The organism is Methylobacterium nodulans ORS 2060 (assembly GCF_000022085.1).
GTDB classification, from domain to species: Bacteria; Pseudomonadota; Alphaproteobacteria; order Rhizobiales; family Beijerinckiaceae; genus Methylobacterium; species Methylobacterium nodulans.
In genome coordinates, this window is the sequence record NC_011894.1 from 6,102,880 (window position 1) to 6,118,559 (window position 15,680).

Below are 15,680 nucleotides of genomic sequence, written 5' to 3' on the forward strand. Positions count from 1 at the left end.
GTCAGCCCCGCACCGCCACGGGCTCGAAGGCGTCGCGCTCGGCGAAGGCCTCGTCGGGCACCGAGAAGCTGTCGAGCCCGGCTCCGAAACGGCCCTGCAGGTAGGCGTCGGCGCGCCGCGCCATGCCCGCATCCGCCTCGACCGCGAGGCTGAGCGTGCGTCCGGAGCGCTGCGCCACCACGGTTCCGTCCTCCACGATCACGACCCCGTCCTTGAGCACCCGGTGGGCTGCGGCGAACATGGCGGTCCGGTCCGGCTGATCGCGGTAGACCGCGACATCCGCCCGCGCGCCGGGGCGCAGGTGGCCGCGATCGGCAAGCCCCAAGAGCTTCGCGGGCCCGGAGCGGGTGAGCTGCGCCACCTCGGTGAAGGTGTATTCGCGGGTGAGCGCGTGCAGGCTCGAACGTTCGGTCGCGACCTTCGGGTGGTTCGCGAGTTCCCGGTCGCGCGTCTCCTTGTCCATCAGCAGGTGCAGGATGCGCGGATAGGCCGTGAAGGGGCCGCCATTCGGGTGGTCGGTGGTCAGGATGGTGCGCTCAGGGTCGGGCGAGAGCAGCATCAGCTCGAGGCCGATGGCGAATTGCAGCGAGGAGGTCGGGCCGCGGTCGCGGTAGCGGAACGGGACGATGCCGCCGCCCTCCGCGTCGCCCGCATTCACGATCCACTTTTTGGGGCTCGCCCCTTTCCGGCCGGCGAACTGGCGCAGGATGTCGAGGGAGATGGTGCAGGTCTGCCCGAACACCACCTGCCCCACGTCGAGGGTGGCATTGGGGTGGCGCGCCATCGCGTCGGCGATCCGGGCCGCCGCCGAGGTGAAGCCGCCGCCGAGCGGATTCTGCGGGTCGACGGCCGCGTAGGCGTAGAACTGGGCATGCGCGAAGTGGATACGCCGGCCCTGCGCCGCCTCGAGCGTCTCGACGAAGCTGTCGTCGGCGCCCGGCAGGCCGAGATTGCTGCAATGGACATGCAGCGGGTGCGGCACCCCGATCGCCTCGACGGCGTCGAGCAGCCCGTCGAGGATCTGCCGGGAGGTGAGGCCGTAGGCGGGCACCTCGTCGTCGAGGGAGAAGCGCACCGCGCCGTCCTTGAAGGCATCGGCGCCGCCCGCATTGATGACCTTCACGCCGAGCGCCCGCGTAGTGGCGAGGTTGAGGGCGACGAGGTCGCGCAAAGCCTCAGCCCCGGCCCCGTCGCGCAGGAGCTGCAGCAGGTGGTCGTCATTGCCCATCACGCACAGCCCGCCCCGGTCGAGGAGCGGGATGTCGGCGAGTTCGAGCTGGGTGGCGAGGGCGTTCACCGGCGGCATCGCCGGCTCGACGGCGGTGGTGTAGCCCATCCGCGCATAGAGGGCGCCGATCTCGGACCCCGAGCCGTGCGGGTTGAGCGCGCCGGGGGATTCGGCGATGCCCAGCTCGGGCAGCAGCAGGCGCGAGAGCACCACGTTGCCGCCCGCGATGTGCGAGTGGACCTCGACGCCGCCCGCCATCACCACGCAGCCGGAGGCATCGATCGTGTGGTCGGGGGCGCGGTCCTGCGCCTCGACGATGCGGCCGTCCTCGATCCAGACGTCGCCGATGGCGTCGCGCCCGGCGGTCGGATCGACGACCCGGCCGCCGGCGATACGGGTCAGCATGAGGCGGGGCGCTCCTGAGCGGGCGAAAGTCGGTCGTGAAGGGCGCCGATCAGCGCGGCGGCCGCGGGGGCGGCTCCGGGCTTCGCGGCGGGGTGCCAGGTGATCGCGGCCCGGCGCGGATGCCAGAGGGCGCCGCCTGTCGTCTCGCCCGGAACGGCCACGGCGAGCACGATCTCGGCCTCGTCGCCCGCGGGCTGACCGAGGAGGGCGATGGCCGGCAGCGTCTTCAGCCAGTCGGGCCGCGGGGCGGGGAGGGAGGAGAGCCAGAGGGCGGCATCCGCCTCGCCCGACGCGGCCAGCCGGCCGGCGTCGAAACGCCAGGGATCGTGCTCCGGAAAGCCGCGGCCGAACCCGACCCGCGGCCCCTGCGCGGTGGTCCAGGCGGCGACCTGCGTGACGGAGCGCCCCTGATGCGGATCGGAGAGCGGCAGGGCGAAGACCCGCGTCGTCTCGTTGAGGTCCTTGACGAGGCCGTTCAGCATCTCGGCCCCGAGCGCCCCGACCTCGGCGGGGTCGTACAGGATCACGCCGTAGAGGGCGCTCCCCAGGCGCGCGGCGAGGTCGGAGAGCGGCGTCCCGCCGGCGATCCGCCCGGCGACCAGGGCCCGCAGGAGGCCGATCGCGGCCGGCAGCCCCGCCTCGCCCGCCGCGAAATCGGCGCCCTGCCCGGAGGCGAGCGATAGGATGGTGCGGCCCGCCCCCGCGGCCCGGCCGCGCGTGGGGCTGGACGCCGCGAGATCGGCGAGGATCGCCGCATCGGCGGCACGGTCCCCCACCACCAGCACGAGATCGGCGCGGCCCACCGCCTCGGCGGGCGTGGCCGTCATGGCGCCGCCTGCCGCCAGGGCGCCGAGATCGGCATAGAGGCCCTCGGCGGCCACGGGATCGAGGGAGGCGCCGATGGCGCGGGCGAGGCGGAACGCCGCGCGCAGAGCCGCCACCTCGGCGCAGAGCCCGGCCACGACAGGGGCACGGGCCTGCCGCAGCAGGTCGGCCGCGGCCGCGAGCGCCGCGTCGGGATCCGTCGCTTGCCCTTTCACCCAGGCCGTCATCCGCCCTCGCATCCTTGAAGCCGGCCTCGCGGCGTGCCGCCGGGCCGACCTGATGAATCCGCCTCGGCGTTGGCCGCCGTTCCGTCGCGCGGATGAAGCGGCCAGGCTGCTCCCGGCGCCGCGCGAGACGTTTGCATCCCGGGCTTCCGGCAGGCAAGTCCCCCTGAAAGTCGGGGCGGATCGCCTGAAAAATTTATTGGGCGGGGCGCGTTGCCCTCCCGGCGGACGTTATGGGACAGTGACGCATCGCCCCGCATCGACCCTTGCGCGCGCCCGTCCGATCGTGTGAACGGGCCCCGCGACGGGCCGCGGGTTCAGGCAGGGGTACGGGTTGGCGGACGAGGCAGGCACAGCGCAGGGGCTCGTGCGGGTGCGCGCACCGGCCCGGCTGCATTTCGGCTTCCTCGATCTCCATGGCGGCCTCGGCCGGCGCTTCGGCAGCATCGGCGTCGCGGTGGACGCGCCCGGCATCGACCTCACGGTCGCCCCCGCGGCGCGCTTGAGCGTGGCGGGCGAGGGGCCGGGCGCCGCCGCGGAGCACGAGCGGGTGCGCGCCTACGCGGTCGCCGCGGCGCGCCAGCTCGGCGTGCCGGCGACCGGCGCCTTCCGGCTCCATGAGACGATCCCCGCCCATGCGGGCTTCGGCTCGGGGACGCAGCTCGCGCTCAGCATCGCGGCGGGGCTTGCTGCCCTCCACGGGGCGCCCTTCGCGCCCGCCGACTTCGCTGCCGCCCTCGACCGCGGCAACCGCTCGGGGGTCGGACTCGCCGCCTTCGTGACCGGCGGCCTGATCGTCGATGGCGGCCGCGACGGGAGCGACGCGGCCCCGCCCATCGTCTCGCGCCTGCCCTATCCGGAGGCGTGGCGGATCGTGCTCCTCCTCGATCCGGCCGAGACCGGCGTGCACGGGGCGCAGGAGCGCCACGCCTTCCAGGCCCTGCCACGCTTCCCCGCGGGCGAGGCGGCCGAGATCTGCCGCATCGTGCTGATGCAGGTGCTGCCCGCCGCCGTCGCGGGCGAGATCGATCCGTTCGGCCGGGGCGTGACCGAGATCCAGCGGCGCATCGGCGATTATTTCGCGCCCTATCAGGGCGGTCGCTACGCGAGCCGCGCGGTGGCGGCGGCGCTCACCGAGATCGAGGCCCTCGGCATCGCCGGATTCGGCCAGAGCTCCTGGGGTCCGACCGGCTTCGCCCTCCTCGGCTCGGCCGCAGAGGCCGAGGCGCTGGCCGCGCGCCTGCGCGCGAACCACCCGGGCCTGTCCATCGTGATCGCCCGCGGGCGCAACCACGGCGCCTCGGTGAGGCGGGAGACGGCCGCCCCGGATTCATGACGCCCCGGCCCGCCCGGATGCCTTCGCTTACGGCCGGACCATGGTCGGGCTCCCGGCCCGGTGACGAAAAGGTCTATCATACGGCTTCCGGCAGATCTGTTCCGAAACGAGACAAGCGCGGGGAACCCCTCTCCCGAGTGGGAGAGGGGTTCCTGCGCGCACTCGTCTCGAAAAGATCAACCGGAAACCGTATCAGAAGCGCCCGAGGCATGATTGCCGAAGCCCCCTCGGGGCCGGGTGCCGGCTGCCCCCGAGGACCATGATCGATCGCCCGCTCGGACGGACGATGAAGGAGACCCGCGCCATGGCCCGCTCGATCCTGCATATGCTGACGCCCCTCAAGCACATGAGCCCGTTCGACGTGAACATGGCGGTGGATGCGGGGTTCGAGGTGGTGACGGCCTATACGGGCGTGAGCCTCGCCGAGGTCGGGCCGCTGGTGCAGGACTCGATCTTCTCCCGCGCCCCCCAGGACGGCGTGCGCACCGGGATCTTCGTCGCGGGCAAGAACGCCGAGGAAGCCCTCGACATGGTCGACCGGGCCCGCAAGGCCTTCGTGCCGCCCTTCGTCAACCACGTCTTCGCCGACCCGGCCGGCTCCTTCACCACCGGCGCCGCCATGGTGGCCCTGGTGCACCGGGCCCTGCGCGACCAGTTCGGCCAGGGCCTCGCGGGCCAGCGCATCGTGATCTTCGGCGGAGCGGGCGTCGTCGCCTACGTGGCGGCGGTGATCGGCGCCATCGAGGGCGCCCGCTCGGTGCTCGTCGGCCATGACGGGCAGGAGCGCGTGAGCAAGATCGCCGCGACCATGAAGTGGCGCTTCGACATCGAGGTCGAGGCGGTGGACGGCTCCAGCGTCGAGGCGCGCCGCGCCGCCATCGCGGAGGCCGACGTGATCCTCTCGGCGGGCCCGGCCGGGGTGGCGATCCTCTCCGCCGAGGATCTGGGCTGCGCTCCGAAGCTCAAGGTCGCCTCCGACGTGAACGCCGTGCCGCCGGCCGGCATCGCGGGCATCGACGTCAACGCCGCCTGCACTCCGCTGCCCGGCGGGCGCGGCGTCGGTATCGGGGCGCTGGCGGTCGGCGACGTGAAGTACAAGACCCAGGCCGGCCTGTTCCGCCGCATGCTCGCGGCCTCCGAGCCCCTCTGCCTCGACTTCCGCGACGCCTACCGGCTCGCCGTGGAGATCGCGGGCTGACCTCGGACGGGACACCCCTTCCCGGATGAGATCATGGCGCGCGACGGCGATGCGATCCTGATCGCCGCGCAATCCGGGCGGGCCCTCGCGGCGGCGGCGCGGCGGGCGGGCCTGCGCCCCTTCGTGGCCGACCTGTTCGGGGACGAGGACATGCGGGCGCTCGCCGCCGGCTACCGGGCGCTGCCGGGCCGCTTCGGCGCCGGACCGGCCGCGCGGGGCGTGATCGCGGCCCTCGATGCGCTCGCCGCCGAGGCGGGCACGCCTCTCGGGGTGGTGCTCGGCAGCGGCTTCGAGAGGGCACCCGCCCTGATGCGGGCCATCGCGGCGCGCCACCGCCTGATCGGCGCCGCCCCCGCCACCGTCGCGGCCCTCAAGGACCCGGCGAACCTCGCCGCCCTGTGCGCGCGCCTCGGCATCCCGCACCCGCCGCTCAGCCTCGAGGCCGTGCCCGATCCGGAGAACTGGCTGCTCAAGCGCCGCGGCGCCTCGGGGGGCGGCCATATCCGGCCGGCGGGGCCGGGCCCCGTGGCCCGGGGCGCCTATCTGCAGCGCCGGATGCCCGGCACCGCACGGTCCCTGACAATCCTCGCCGACGGGCGCCGGATCCTCGTTATCGCCGACACGGCCCAATGGACCGCCCCGAGCCCGGCGCGGCCCTTCCGCTACGCCGGCGCCGTCGAGCCCGGCGGCATGCCGCCGGGCGTGCGGGAGGCCGCGACGGCGGCCGTCGCCGCCCTGGTGGAGGAAACGGGGCTCTGCGGCCTCGCCAGCGCCGATTTCCTGGTCGACGGCACCGACTGGTGGCTCCTCGAGATCAATCCGCGTCCCGGCGCCACCCTGGACGTGCTCGACCGCCGCACCGAACCGCTCCTCGCCCGCCACATCGACGCAGCCGGCGGCCGGCTCGGCGCCACCCTGGCCCTTCCTCCAGATGCGGTCGCCACGCAGATCTGCTACGCCGTTGAGCGCATTCCGCTAGTGCCGCCCCTGGCTTGGCCGGACTTCGTGATGGACCGGCCGCTTGCCGGCAGCCGGATCCCCGCCGGGGCGCCGATCTGCACGGTGCGGGCCTCGGGGCCCGACGCGCAGGCCGCCCGAAGCGAGGTCCGAGCCCGAGCCGAGGCCGTGCGGGCCTTAATTCACCGCGAGGGAGACCGTCCATGAGTTCCACCACCGTCCGCCCGAGCGTGAACGCCCTGGCCGCCCCCCTGGTCGAGGCCCTGGTCGCTGACGCGGCGAAGCTCCGCCTGACCGTGACGGCCAACAGCGGCGAGGCGCGCCTCGTCAATGCGGGGGCGACCGTTCTCGGCTCGATCGAGGCCGGTCGCCGCATCGCGGAGATCTGCCTCGGCGGCCTCGGCACCGTGACCATCGCGCCGACCGGCCCGGTCGCCGCATGGCCCTACACGATCACGGTCCACAGCACCGATCCGGTGCTGGCCTGCCTCGGCAGCCAGTATGCCGGCTGGAGCCTCGCGGACGAGGGCGGCACGTCCGGCTTCTTCGCGCTGGGCTCCGGGCCGGGCCGGGCCGCAGCGGCGGTGGAGCATCTCTTCGAGGAGCTCCACTACAAGGACAACGCCGTGCAGATCGCCCTCGTCCTCGAATCCGCGAGCGCCCCGCCGGCCTCCGTGGTCGCCAAGGTGGCCGAGGCCGCGGGCGTGCCCCTTGAGGCCGTCACCTTCATCTACGCGCCGACCCAGAGCCTCGCCGGCTCGACCCAGGTCGTGGCCCGGGTGCTGGAGGTGGCCCTGCACAAGGCGCATTCGGTCGGCTTCGACCTCGCCAAGATCGTCGACGGGATCGGCGCGGCGCCCCTGAGCCCGCCCCACCCGGACTTCATCCAGGCCATGGGCCGCACCAACGACGCCATCATCTATGGCGGGCGGGTCCAGCTCTTCGTCGATGCGGAGGATGCCGACGCCAAGGGCCTCGCCGAGGCGCTGCCGAGCACGACCTCGCGGGACCATGGCGCCCCCTTCGCGGAGATCTTCGCCCGCTTCAACGGCGACTTCTACGCCATCGATTCGCATCTCTTCAGCCCGGCCGAGGTCGTGGTGACCTCGGTCCGCACCGGCCACAGCCACCGCAGCGGCCGGCTGGTGCCGGACCTGGTCGAGCGCTCCTTCGCGTGACACCAGGCGCAGATCCCCTCTCCCGGGTGGGAGAGGGGTTCCCGTGCCCTTCGCTACCCATGGGAGACCACCCCGATGCGGATCGGGCTCGCGGCCGATAACGGCGCCTGGCACAAGGGGCGCCTCCGGGCGGCGCTGACCCGGCTCGGGGCCGAGCCGGTGCTGTTCTCGCTCGCCGACGTCACGGTCGAGACGGGGGCTCCCGAGCCTCTGCGCGTGCCGGGCTTCGGCGACGAGCTGCCGGACGGGGTCCTGCTGCGCACCGTCGCGGGCGGCACCTTCGAGGCCACGACCATGCGCCTCGGCGTGCTGCACGCCCTCGTGGCCGCCGGCACGGTGGTCTGGAACAGCCCGGTGGCGATCGAGCGCTCGGTCGACAAGGCGGCGACGAGCCTGCTGCTCGCCCGGCACGGCGTGCCGACGCCTCAGACCTTCGTCCTGTCCCGGCGCGAGGCCGCTGCCGACCTCGTGGCACGGGAGGCCGGACCGGGGCGCCCGCTCGTGCTCAAGCCCCTGTTCGGCTCGCAGGGCGAGGGGCTCCAGCTCATCGAGCGGCCGGACGAGCTGCCGCCCGAGGAGCTGGTCGGCCGGGTCTACTACCTGCAGCGCTACGTCGCCCGCCGGGACGGGGCATGGCAGGATTACCGGGTCTTCGTCTGCGACGGGCGGGCCGTGGCCGGGATGATCCGCCAGGGCGACGGCTGGATCACCAATGTCCACCGGGGCGGCCGGCCGCTGCCCTGGAGCGTGCCGCCGCGCGCCGCGGAACTCGCGGAGGCGGCGGCCCGGGCGGTCGAGGTCGCCTATACGGGCGTCGACCTCGTGGAAGACGGGGAGGGCGGCTTCCTGGTGCTGGAGGTCAACAGCATGCCGGCCTGGTCGGGCCTGCAGCAGGTGACCGAGATCGACATCGCCGAGACCGTGGCGCGCGGCTTCCTCGCCGCCGTCCGGGCGCGGACCTCCCAGATCCCGATCCCGCGCCCGATCCCACGCCTCGTGGCGCAGGGGTGACCGGCGCCGTGGCGGGGCCCGGACCCGGCCCGACGCCCGAGGCGATCGCGGCGGCCTACCGCGCCGCCTGCCGGGCGGAGCTCGCCGCGCTGAAGCCCGGCAACGTCCACGTCTTCGCCGAGGGCCACCGCATGACTCTCGCCGATTTCGAGACGAGCGCCGCGGTCTCCGCCGGCCCGCTCGCCGCGGCGGGCCGGAGGGTCGGCGAGCGGGTCGAGGCGGCCGTCGCCGCCACGGTGGCGGCGGTGGGGCAGAACACCAATCTCGGCATCGTGCTCCTCTGCGCACCGCTCGCCGCCGCGGCCGAGCGGCCCGGCCCCCTGCGGGCGGCGCTCGAGGGCGTGCTCGCCGGGCTCGACGCGACGGATGCCAGGGGCGTGTTCGCGGCGATCCGGCTCGCCAATCCGGGCGGGCTCGGCCGCGCCGCCCGCCACGACGTGACGGGCGCGGAGGCGCCCCCGCCGCTCCTCGCCGCGATGGCCGAGGCGGCCGGGCGCGACCGCATCGCCCGCGCCTACGTGACGGGCTTCTCGGACCTGTTCGACATCGGCCTGCCGGCCCTCCACCGCGCCCGCGCACAGGGCCTCGCGGCGCCCTGGACGGCGACCGCAATCCATCTCGCCTTCCTGACCGCCTTTCCGGACAGCCACATCGCCCGCAAGTTCGGGCTCGCGCGAGCGGAGGCGGTGCGGGCCGAGGCGCAGGCAGCGCTCGGCGGCCTCCTCCTCGGCGAGAGCGCGACCGCTGCCCTGCTCGCCCATGACCGGCACCTCAAGGAGGCGGGGCTCAACCCCGGCACCAGTGCCGATCTGACGGTCGCGACGCTGTTCCTGGACGCGTTGCAGGGCATCGGAGTTGGCAAAGTTCCCGCAGGTTAATCCCAAAGATCGGCAACCTGCCAAAAAGTCCAAATCCCTTACCCGGCAATGCCTTTTTACGAGCGAAAATGGCATCGCTCGGCGGAGTTGGCGGCTTGTTCGCGGTTCGGCACCGCTGTAGGGTCCGCCGCGCTATCCGGGAACCGGTTCGGCCGATCAGCCGGACGCCGCAACAAGGATGGCGCGCTTCAAGCCGTGCCTGTTTGGTGGGCGGCTCACTTTTTTGACTCCTGGGAGAAACCCCGCATGGCGACGATCAACAAGGTGATGGTGGGCGAGGCCCTCGTCGGCGACGGCAACGAGGTCGCCCACATCGACCTCATCATCGGCCCGCGCGGCAGCGCCGCCGAGACGGCGTTCTGCAACAGCCTCACCAACAACAAGCACGGCTTCACCAGCCTGCTCGCGGTGGTGGCGCCCAACCTGCCGTGCAAGCCGAACACCCTGCTGTTCAACAAGGTCACGATCAACGACGCCCGTCAGGCGGTGCAGATGTTCGGCCCGGCCCAGCACGCGGTCGCCAAGGCCGTGCAGGACTGCGTGTCCGAGGGCATCATCCCGGCGGCCGAGGCCGACGACCTCTACATCCTGGTCGGCGTGTTCATCCACTGGGAAGCGGCGGACGACGCCAAGATCGAGAAGTACAACTACGAGGCCACGAAGCTGTCGATCCAGCGCGCCGTGAAGGGCGAGCCGAACGCTGCTCAGGTCACGCAGCAGTACAAGACCGCCCAGCACCCCTTCGCTGCCAACGTTTCCTAGACAGGAAACCGTCCGGAGCAGCAAGCGGCCACCCCGCCGCCCCCACCGCCTCCGCCGAAGGGGCTGTTCCAGCGACTGGCCTCCATCTTTCTCGGACGTTGACACCATCGCGGGAGGGCTCCGGCCCTCCCGTTTTCGTTTGCTCATCCGAAATCCGATCGATTGCTCGGCGATGGCTGTCGCCATCGCGCGGCAAGGCGGATTTCGGCTTCGCTCAAGGCGGCGCGGAGCAGAGCTCCGCGCCGCGCGGGCTTGGTGATCCGGCTTCCGAACCGATCGTCCGGAAACCGGATCACCCCGCCAGATGCTCGGGGCGCAGGCGCTGGTCGTGCAGCGCGCTCGCGACCAGGATCCCGACCGCTCCGGCGGAGCGGAGCGCGGGCAGGTCCTCCGGGCCGCGCAGCCCCCCGGCCGCGTAGAGGCGGGCGGAGGGCGCCCGGGCCCGCACCGCCGCGAGCCCCGCGAGGTCCGGCCCCGCGCCGCTGCCGACCCGGCCGAGCGTCATCACGATGATCTCCGAGGGCCATGCGGAGGGGTCCTCGTGCAGGACGGCGGGGCCGAGGGCTGCGCCATCCCGGCTGTCGAGGGAGAGCACCGCCCGGTCGCCGAGCCGGCGCACCAGTTCCGCATCCGCCTGGCTCTCGCTGCCGAGCACCGGCCGGCCGAGTCCCGTGGCGAGGAAGGCCTCGACCGCGGCCTCCTGCGCGAAACCCGCATCGACCCACAGCTCAACTCCCGGAACCGCCGCCGCAATGGCCGAGAGGGACGCCGCGTCGGGCGGGGTGCCGTCCATGATCGCGTCGAGATCGGCCACGTAGAGCCGGCGCGCCGGCCACGCGGAGAGGAGGCCCCGCGCCACGGCGGCGGGTTCCGGGCTCGGGCTCAGCGGCGTGACGATGGGCGCATAGGCATGGCGCTCCCCCGCCTTGGCCCGCACCACGAGGCCGTGCCGCAGGTCGAGCACCGGAATGACCGCGAACGGGCTTGCGCCTCCCCCCGGGCTCATGTCAGGCGGGCTCCCCGTTCCCATCGTCGCGAGATCCCCCGTGAGCCTGCATCCGTCGTCCTCGTCCACCCGCACCATCGGCTGGGACCTCGGCGGGGTCCATGTCAAGGCCGCGCTGGTGGAGGACGGCCGCGTGCGGGCCGTGGTGCAGGCGCCCTGTCCGCTCTGGCGCGGGCTGCCGGCCCTCGACGCCGCGCTCGCGGGCCTGCCCGACTGGACGCGCGGGCCCGCCCGCCACGCCGTGACCATGACGGGCGAACTCACCGACTGCTTTGCCGACCGGGCGGACGGGGTAGCGCAGCTCGCCGGCTGGGCCGTGCGGGCGCTCCCCGGAGCGGTCGCGATCTATGCCGGCCGGGCCGGCTTCGTGACGCCCGACGCGGCGGCGGGCTTAAGCCCCGACATCGCCAGCGCCAACTGGTACGCGACCGCCTCCCTGGTCGGCCGGCTCGTCCCGGCGGCCTTCCTCGTCGATATCGGCTCGACCACCGCCGACCTGATCCCGGTCGTGCAGGGGCGTCCCGCCGCCCGGGGCTACAGCGATGCCGAGCGGCTGGAGACCGGCGAACTCGTCTATACGGGCGTGGTGCGCACGCCGCTCCTGGCGCTCGGCGCCTCTGCGCCCTTCCGGGGCCGGCGCACGGCGCTGATGGCCGAGACCTTCGCGGCGACCGCCGACATCTACCGGCTCCTCGGCGACCTCCCGCCCGGGGAGGACCAGCAGGACACCATGGATCTCAAGGGCAAGTCGGTGCCGGAGACCGAGACGCGGCTCGCCCGCATGATCGGCCGCGACCGCCACGAGGGCAGCGCCGCCGACTGGGCGCGCCTCGCCGGCCATTTCGCGGAGGCGCAGCTGCGCCTCCTGCACGACGCCGCGGCGGTGATCCTCTCCCGCGGCGCGCTGCCGGACGAGGCGCCGGTGATCGCCTGCGGGGCCGGCCGCTTCGTCGCCGCCCGCCTCGCCGCCCGGCTCGGGCGCCCCTGCCGCGACCTCGCCGACCTGATCGCCCCGCACCTCGCCCCGGAGGCGGCGGATTGGGCCTCGACCTGCGGGCCAGCGGTCGCGGTGGGGCTCCTCGGCGGCGATCCCGGGGCAGCGTGAGGCAGCCCTGGTTCCGGGCGCATGCGATCAAGGCGCGGGATCCCCTCTCCCGCTCGGGAGAGGGGATCCCGCGCCACATCACCGTCCCCGGCTCATTCCTGACGATACGACGAAGAGCCGCTCACGCCGCGCGGCGCACCCAGAGGTGAGCGAGCGCCGCCATGAGGGGCGGGGAGGCGGGCCGCGGCGCGCGCGCCAGCAGGCGGCCAGCCTGGGCCATGCGGCGCTCGGCCCTGGCCCGGCAGGCATCGGCAGCCGCCTGCAGGGCGTTCGCCTCTTCGAGCGCCCGGTTCGCCTGACGCAGGTGCCATGCCGCCCGCAAGGTGCTGATGAACCGCATCACCCGATCTCCAACCCGACGGGGAGACCCTGCCGGGGCCGCGGCCGGCTCGCGGTGCGGGCCCGCACCGGCCCGCGTCAGACCGGCAAGCGGGGCCCGGCAGCGTCGCCGAGCACCGTCCGGAGCTTCGCCGCGAGCTGGGCCACCGTGAACGGCTTGGTGATGAGCTGGGTGCCGGGATCGAGCATGCCGTTGTGCACGATGGCGTTGCGCGTGTAGCCGGTCATGAACACGACCTTCAGGTCGGGCCGGCGGCGCAGGGCCTCGTCGGCGAGCCTGCGGCCGTTGACGTCGGGCATCACCACATCGGTGAGGAGGAGCGCCACCTCGGGGTGGAGCGCCAGCAGGTTGAGGGCCGCCGCCGCCCCGTCCGCGTCGAGCACCCGGTAGCCGAGATCGGACAGGGCCTCCACGGCGAACTGGCGCACGGCCGCCTCATCCTCGACGACGAGCACGGTCGCGTCGCCCTGGGCGATGGCCAGGGACGCGCGGGAGGCCGGGCGCGGGCTGTCCTCGGGCCCCGCATGGCGCGGCAGGTAGATCTTCACCGTCGTGCCCTGGCCGAGCTCGGAATAGACCGCCAGATGCCCGCCGGACTGGCGCACGAAGCCGTAGACTTGGCTCAGGCCGAGCCCCGTCCCCTGGCCCTGCTCCTTGGTGGTGAAGAAGGGCTCGACGGCGCGCGCCAGCACCTCCGGCCCCATGCCGGTGCCGTTGTCGGTCACCGCCACGAGCACGTACTGCCCCGCCGCCACCTCCGCGTGGGCAGCGATATAGGCCTCGTCCAGATAGGCGTTGGCGGTTTCGATGGTCAGGCGCCCTCCGGTCTCCGGCATGGCGTCCCGGGCATTCACCGTGAGGTTGAGAAGCGCGTTCTCGAGCTGGTTGGGATCCGCGAAGGTCCGCCACAGGCCGCCCGCCAGCACGGTCTCCAGGCGCACGGCCTCGCCGAGGGTCTGGCGGAAGAGCTCGGCCATGCCGGAGACGAGCGCATTGGCGTCGACCGGCTTCGGGTCGAGGGGCTGGCGGCGGGCGAAGGCCAGAAGCCGCTGCGTCAGCGCCGCGGCCCGCCGGGCGCCCCCGATCGCGTTGTCGATCAGCCGCTGCTGGCGGGCATCCACCGGCCCCATGCGCCGTTGCAGGATTTCGAGGGAGCCGAGCACGACGGTGAGCAGGTTGTTGAAATCATGCGCGAGCCCGCCCGTGAGGCGCCCGACCGCCTCCATCTTCTGCGACTGGCGCAGCTGATCCTCGCTCGCCTCCCGCCGCAGGATCTCGGCGCGCAGCTGCGCCAGCGCCTCGCCCTCGCGCCGGGTGCGCCTGAGCGCCACGACTGTCAGCGCGACGAGGCCCAGGGTCGCCGGAAGACCGAAATAGAGGTGGCTCGCCACCGTGTCGCGCCACTCGGCCAGGATCGTCGCCCGGTCGATGCCGGCCGTGACGTAGACCGGATAATGCGGCAGCCGCCGGTAGGCATAGAGCCGCTCGCGCCCGTCGACGGCGGAGCGGGTCTCATAGAAGCCCCGCTCCGGCGTGCGGCCGACCGCCGTGAGGAAGCCGCTCGTCGGAGGCGTGCGGGTGATCCGCCCCGGGATCTCCGGCACCCGCGCCAGGATCGTGCCGTCCTCCCGCAGGAGCGAGATCGTGTCGAGGCCGCTCTCGCGCACTTGGGCGTAGAAGTCCCGGAAATAGGCCGGGTCGACCGCGACCGCGATCACCCCCCGGAAGCTGCTGCCGTGCCGGGCGCTGCTCACCTGGAACGCCGTCGCCCCGTCGGGCCCGACCGTCATCACCTCGCCGACGAAGTCGCTGCCCTGCGGCAGGGCGCCGTCGCGGTGGAGGCGGAAGAACGGGCGCGCGGCGAGATCGCCCTCGCGCCCCGCGGGCAGCGGCTCGGCGGTGACGAGGGGCCGCGCCTGTGCGTCGAGGACCCAGATGTCGCGGACCTGCGGGAGGGCGCCGCTCAGTTCTGCGAGCTGGCGCTGCAGGTCCGGCTCACGGGCGCGGACCGCCTCGTCCGGCAGGTCGCCCAGGATCTGGTTGACCTGCCGGGCCGCGAGATCGGCGGTCTCGAACACCTTGATCGCGTGCTCGCGCACCACGTCCAGGGTGCGCGCGAGGCGCCCTTCCGCATCGCGCCGGTGGCTGCCGTAGGAGATCCAGGCGCCCGTCGCGAGGACCAGGACGGGCAGCAGGATGGCCGCCACCACGACGAGCTGCAGGGATCGCTCGGCCGCGGTGGCAGCCGCGCGCCGCGCGCCGGCCCCGTCGGATCTGAATGGCGGCACGGGTGCTGTCACGAGGGGCACGCGGGCTCGGCTTGGGCGGTCCCAGACGATTCCGGGTACCAGACAGGAGCAGGGTACGCCAGCGCCGCCCGACATACACGCGCGAGTTGTTCAATGCCGCGATGAACGACCGGTTGACCGGATCGCGCGCGGACGGTTTCTCCTCCGGCATGACGACGCACCTCGCCCTCACGGCCGACCTCATCGCCCGCGCCCATCCGCGGCTGGGACCCGACGATGTAGGCGCGATGCCGCTCCTGCCGGAAGCCGAGACGGATGCGCTCCTCGACCGGGCGCTCGGCGCCAAGCCGGGCCCGCCGGAGGAGGTCTGGCTCTTCGCCTACGGCGCGCTGATGTGGCGGCCCGACTTCTCCTTCGTCGAGCGGCGCCCGGCCACGGTGCGGGGCTGGCACCGCCGCTTCTGCCTTTGGCAGTGGCGCTTCCGCGGCACGCGGGAGCAGCCCGGCGTGATGCTGGCCCTGGACCGGGGCGGGCAATGCCGGGGCCTCGCCTACCGGCTGGCCGGGCCCGACCCGCGGGCGGCGCTGCGGCCGGTCTGGCACCGCGAGATGCGGGGGCAGGGCTACGCGGCCCGCTGGCTCCCGGCCCACACGCAGGACGGCCCCGTTGCGGCGCTCGCCTTCGTGGCGAACCGGGCCGGCCGGCGCTATGCGGGGCGGCTGACCGAGACCGAGGTCGCCGCCCATGTGGCGGCGGCCTGCGGGCATCTGGGGCCCAACGCCGAGTATCTCCTCAACACGGCCGCGGCCTGCGCGGCGCTCGGGCTGCGCGACCGCCATCTGGAGCGGCTCCAGGCCCGCGTGGCCGCACATCTCGCGGCCGCCCCGACCCTGCCCTGAGGCGGAACCCGCCGCCCCTTCCGGGTATTGTCCCGAGGCGGGGCGGCGCCCGTTCCCGGGATGCCGCACCGCAGTGAAA

14 protein-coding genes are annotated in these 15,680 nt (G+C 73.8%); 9 read left to right on the forward strand and 5 right to left on the reverse strand.

The features are described 5' to 3' along the window. Position 1: 1 nt before the first annotated feature. Both MNOD_RS28380 and MNOD_RS28385 read right to left on the reverse strand, forming a co-directional pair. On the reverse strand, positions 2-1,633 hold the full coding sequence (locus tag MNOD_RS28380) for a formylmethanofuran dehydrogenase subunit A (RefSeq protein ID WP_015932420.1): 1,632 nt from the start codon (positions 1,631-1,633) through the stop codon (positions 2-4). Beyond that, complete coding sequence (locus MNOD_RS28385; protein WP_043749572.1) at positions 1,627-2,685, reverse strand: molybdopterin-binding domain-containing protein; 1,059 nt, start codon at positions 2,683-2,685, stop codon at positions 1,627-1,629. Before MNOD_RS28385 ends, MNOD_RS28380 begins: the two co-directional genes overlap by 7 nt. A gap of 331 nt (positions 2,686-3,016) precedes the next feature. On the opposite strand from MNOD_RS28385, the gene MNOD_RS28390 reads away from it, so the two are divergent. From MNOD_RS28390 to fae, 7 genes are all read left to right on the forward strand, one after another. Continuing rightward, positions 3,017-4,018, forward strand: coding sequence for a beta-ribofuranosylaminobenzene 5'-phosphate synthase family protein (locus MNOD_RS28390; protein WP_015932422.1), 1,002 nt, complete (start codon positions 3,017-3,019; stop codon positions 4,016-4,018). Positions 4,019-4,322: 304 nt separating this feature from the next. Continuing rightward, positions 4,323-5,216, forward strand: a complete 894-nt coding sequence (locus tag MNOD_RS28395) for an NAD(P)-dependent methylenetetrahydromethanopterin dehydrogenase (protein ID WP_015932423.1) — start codon at positions 4,323-4,325, stop codon at positions 5,214-5,216. A 33-nt stretch (positions 5,217-5,249) separates the two neighbouring features. Next, complete coding sequence (locus MNOD_RS28400; protein WP_015932424.1) at positions 5,250-6,380, forward strand: ATP-grasp domain-containing protein; 1,131 nt, start codon at positions 5,250-5,252, stop codon at positions 6,378-6,380. Then, positions 6,377-7,351: a methenyltetrahydromethanopterin cyclohydrolase gene (mch, locus tag MNOD_RS28405; RefSeq protein WP_015932425.1), complete on the forward strand. Its 975-nt coding sequence runs from the start codon at positions 6,377-6,379 to the stop codon at positions 7,349-7,351. The genes MNOD_RS28400 and mch overlap by 4 nt, the downstream gene beginning before the upstream one ends. 75 nt (positions 7,352-7,426) lie before the next feature. Further along, positions 7,427-8,362 (forward strand): ATP-grasp domain-containing protein, encoded by a 936-nt coding sequence (locus MNOD_RS28410; RefSeq protein WP_015932426.1) that lies wholly within the window; start codon positions 7,427-7,429, stop codon positions 8,360-8,362. An 8-nt stretch (positions 8,363-8,370) separates the two neighbouring features. Beyond that, positions 8,371-9,240, forward strand: coding sequence for a triphosphoribosyl-dephospho-CoA synthase (locus tag MNOD_RS28415; RefSeq protein WP_043752323.1), 870 nt, complete (start codon positions 8,371-8,373; stop codon positions 9,238-9,240). A gap of 246 nt (positions 9,241-9,486) precedes the next feature. Further along, positions 9,487-10,002: a formaldehyde-activating enzyme gene (gene fae / locus MNOD_RS28420; RefSeq protein ID WP_015932428.1), complete on the forward strand. Its 516-nt coding sequence runs from the start codon at positions 9,487-9,489 to the stop codon at positions 10,000-10,002. A 292-nt stretch (positions 10,003-10,294) separates the two neighbouring features. On the opposite strand, the gene MNOD_RS28425 is transcribed toward fae, so the two are convergent. Next, on the reverse strand, positions 10,295-11,008 hold the full coding sequence (locus MNOD_RS28425; protein WP_015932429.1) for a HisA/HisF-related TIM barrel protein: 714 nt from the start codon (positions 11,006-11,008) through the stop codon (positions 10,295-10,297). Positions 11,009-11,048: 40 nt separating this feature from the next. Between MNOD_RS28425 and MNOD_RS28430 the strand changes: the two genes are divergently transcribed. Next, positions 11,049-12,113 (forward strand): hydantoinase/oxoprolinase family protein, encoded by a 1,065-nt coding sequence (locus MNOD_RS28430; protein WP_015932430.1) that lies wholly within the window; start codon positions 11,049-11,051, stop codon positions 12,111-12,113. Between the two features lie 121 nt (positions 12,114-12,234). Here the strand turns inward: MNOD_RS28430 and MNOD_RS28435 are convergent, their stop codons facing one another. Continuing rightward, positions 12,235-12,453: a hypothetical protein gene (locus MNOD_RS28435; RefSeq protein ID WP_015932431.1), complete on the reverse strand. Its 219-nt coding sequence runs from the start codon at positions 12,451-12,453 to the stop codon at positions 12,235-12,237. 77 nt (positions 12,454-12,530) lie between these two features. Then, positions 12,531-14,741, reverse strand: a complete 2,211-nt coding sequence (locus MNOD_RS28440; RefSeq protein ID WP_244424581.1) for a hybrid sensor histidine kinase/response regulator — start codon at positions 14,739-14,741, stop codon at positions 12,531-12,533. Between the two features lie 170 nt (positions 14,742-14,911). On the opposite strand from MNOD_RS28440, the gene MNOD_RS28445 reads away from it, so the two are divergent. After that, positions 14,912-15,601, forward strand: a complete 690-nt coding sequence (locus tag MNOD_RS28445) for a gamma-glutamylcyclotransferase (RefSeq protein ID WP_043752331.1) — start codon at positions 14,912-14,914, stop codon at positions 15,599-15,601. Positions 15,602-15,680 lie beyond the last annotated feature (79 nt).

Bases quoted from the DNA above. Each gene is read 5' to 3' on its own strand.
- MNOD_RS28380 (WP_015932420.1), bottom strand. From the start codon at position 1,633: ATGCTGACCCGTATCGCCGGCGGCCGGGTCGTCGATCCGACCGCCGGG.
- MNOD_RS28385 (WP_043749572.1), bottom strand. From the start codon at position 2,685: ATGACGGCCTGGGTGAAAGGGCAAGCGACGGATCCCGACGCGGCGCTC.
- MNOD_RS28395 (WP_015932423.1), top strand. From the start codon at position 4,323: ATGGCCCGCTCGATCCTGCATATGCTGACGCCCCTCAAGCACATGAGC.
- MNOD_RS28400 (WP_015932424.1), top strand. From the start codon at position 5,250: ATGGCGCGCGACGGCGATGCGATCCTGATCGCCGCGCAATCCGGGCGG.
- mch (WP_015932425.1), top strand. From the start codon at position 6,377: ATGAGTTCCACCACCGTCCGCCCGAGCGTGAACGCCCTGGCCGCCCCC.
- MNOD_RS28410 (WP_015932426.1), top strand. From the start codon at position 7,427: ATGCGGATCGGGCTCGCGGCCGATAACGGCGCCTGGCACAAGGGGCGC.
- fae (WP_015932428.1), top strand. From the start codon at position 9,487: ATGGCGACGATCAACAAGGTGATGGTGGGCGAGGCCCTCGTCGGCGAC.
- MNOD_RS28425 (WP_015932429.1), bottom strand. From the start codon at position 11,008: ATGAGCCCGGGGGGAGGCGCAAGCCCGTTCGCGGTCATTCCGGTGCTC.
- MNOD_RS28435 (WP_015932431.1), bottom strand. From the start codon at position 12,453: ATGCGGTTCATCAGCACCTTGCGGGCGGCATGGCACCTGCGTCAGGCG.
- MNOD_RS28445 (WP_043752331.1), top strand. From the start codon at position 14,912: ATGACGACGCACCTCGCCCTCACGGCCGACCTCATCGCCCGCGCCCAT.